The sequence below is a fragment of the Bradyrhizobium retamae genome (assembly GCF_001440415.1).
In the GTDB taxonomy this organism is placed as follows: Bacteria; Pseudomonadota; Alphaproteobacteria; order Rhizobiales; family Xanthobacteraceae; genus Bradyrhizobium; species Bradyrhizobium retamae.
Window position 1 is genome coordinate 1 of the sequence record NZ_LLYA01000131.1, and the last position, 1,282, is coordinate 1,282.

1 protein-coding gene is annotated in these 1,282 nt (G+C 62.0%); it reads right to left on the reverse strand.

The features are described 5' to 3' along the window. Positions 1-61: 61 nt before the first annotated feature. Positions 62-1,194, reverse strand: a protein-coding gene (locus tag CQ13_RS15900) for an IS3 family transposase (protein WP_156433698.1) whose coding sequence is annotated in 2 segments (ribosomal slippage) — positions 62-939 and positions 939-1,194 — 1,134 coding nt in all. Because the reading frame shifts where the segments join, the coding sequence is not laid out codon by codon here. Between the last annotated feature and the right edge of the window lie 88 nt (positions 1,195-1,282).

Below are 1,282 nucleotides of genomic sequence, written 5' to 3' on the forward strand. Positions count from 1 at the left end.
TGAGCTGGTCCCGGTTGTCTGAACAGAATTTCCGCCTCGATAAGTGGAGCGTCTGCCGGGGTTAGGCTGCCATGCGGAGTGGCAGCGGGGTGAAGTAGGCTTGATCCGGCGTGCTGCCGTCAAGACTCGAATGGGGACGCCTGCTGTTATAGAAGTCGAGATATCGGCCGATCGAGCTGCGCGCCTCGCTGACGCTGTCATAGGCCCGCAGGTACACCTCCTCATATTTGATGCTGCGCCAGAGCCGTTCGACGAACACGTTGTCCCGCCATGCGCCCTTGCCGTCCATGCTGATCGCGATGCCGTTGTAGGCGAGCACGCCGGTAAAAGCCTGTCCGGTGAACTGCGAGCCCTGATCCGTGTTGAAGATATCCGGCTTGCCGTGACGAGCCAAGGCATCCTCCAACGTCTCGACGCAGAAGGCTGCTTCCATGGTGATCGACAGCCGCCACGACAGAACACGACGCGTTGCCCAGTCCAGCACCACGGCGAGATAGACGAAGCCACTCGCCATCGGGATGTAGGTGATGTCCATCGCCCAGACCTGGTTCGGTCGCGTGATCTCCATGCCGCGCAGCAGGTATGGATGGATCTTGTGGCCGGGCTCGGGTCTGGTGGTGCGCGGACGGCGATAGAGCGCCTCTATCCCCATCCGCCGCATCAGCGTCTTCACATGCCGGCGGCCGATCTTGCACCCCTCGGCAGCCAGCAGGCCTCTCAGCATTCGCGAACCGGCGAAGGGAAACTCCAGATGCAGCCGGTCGAGACGCCGCATGATCGCGAGATCGGCGTCCGGCACCGGCCGCGGCAGGTAATAAACGCTGCCGCGGCTGATCTGCAAAGCTTCCGCCTGTCTGGTGATCGACAGATCATGCTCGCGGTCGATCATCGCTTTGCGCTCAGCAATCCCGCCTTGGTGAGCGCTCCTTCTAAAAAATCGTTCTCCAGCGTCAGCTCCCCGATCTTGGCATGCAGCGACTTCACGTCGATCGCAGGCGTAGCCGGCGCAGCGCTGCCAGGTCCAAAAACTCCGGAAGCGCCACCCTCCAGCTGCGCCTTCCACGCCGTAATCTGATTGGGGTGGACGTCGAACTGCTCGGCCAGCTGAGCTATTGTCCGGTCGCCCTTGACGGCGGCAAGCGCCACCTTCGCCTTGAAGGCCGGTGTGTGGTTCCGGCGTGCTCGTCTGCTCATCGTCGCTCCTGATTCGCAGGCACCAGCGTGCCCGCTGTCAGGCAGAAACTCCACTTATCGACATGTTCAAATTTGCGGAGCCGGCTCT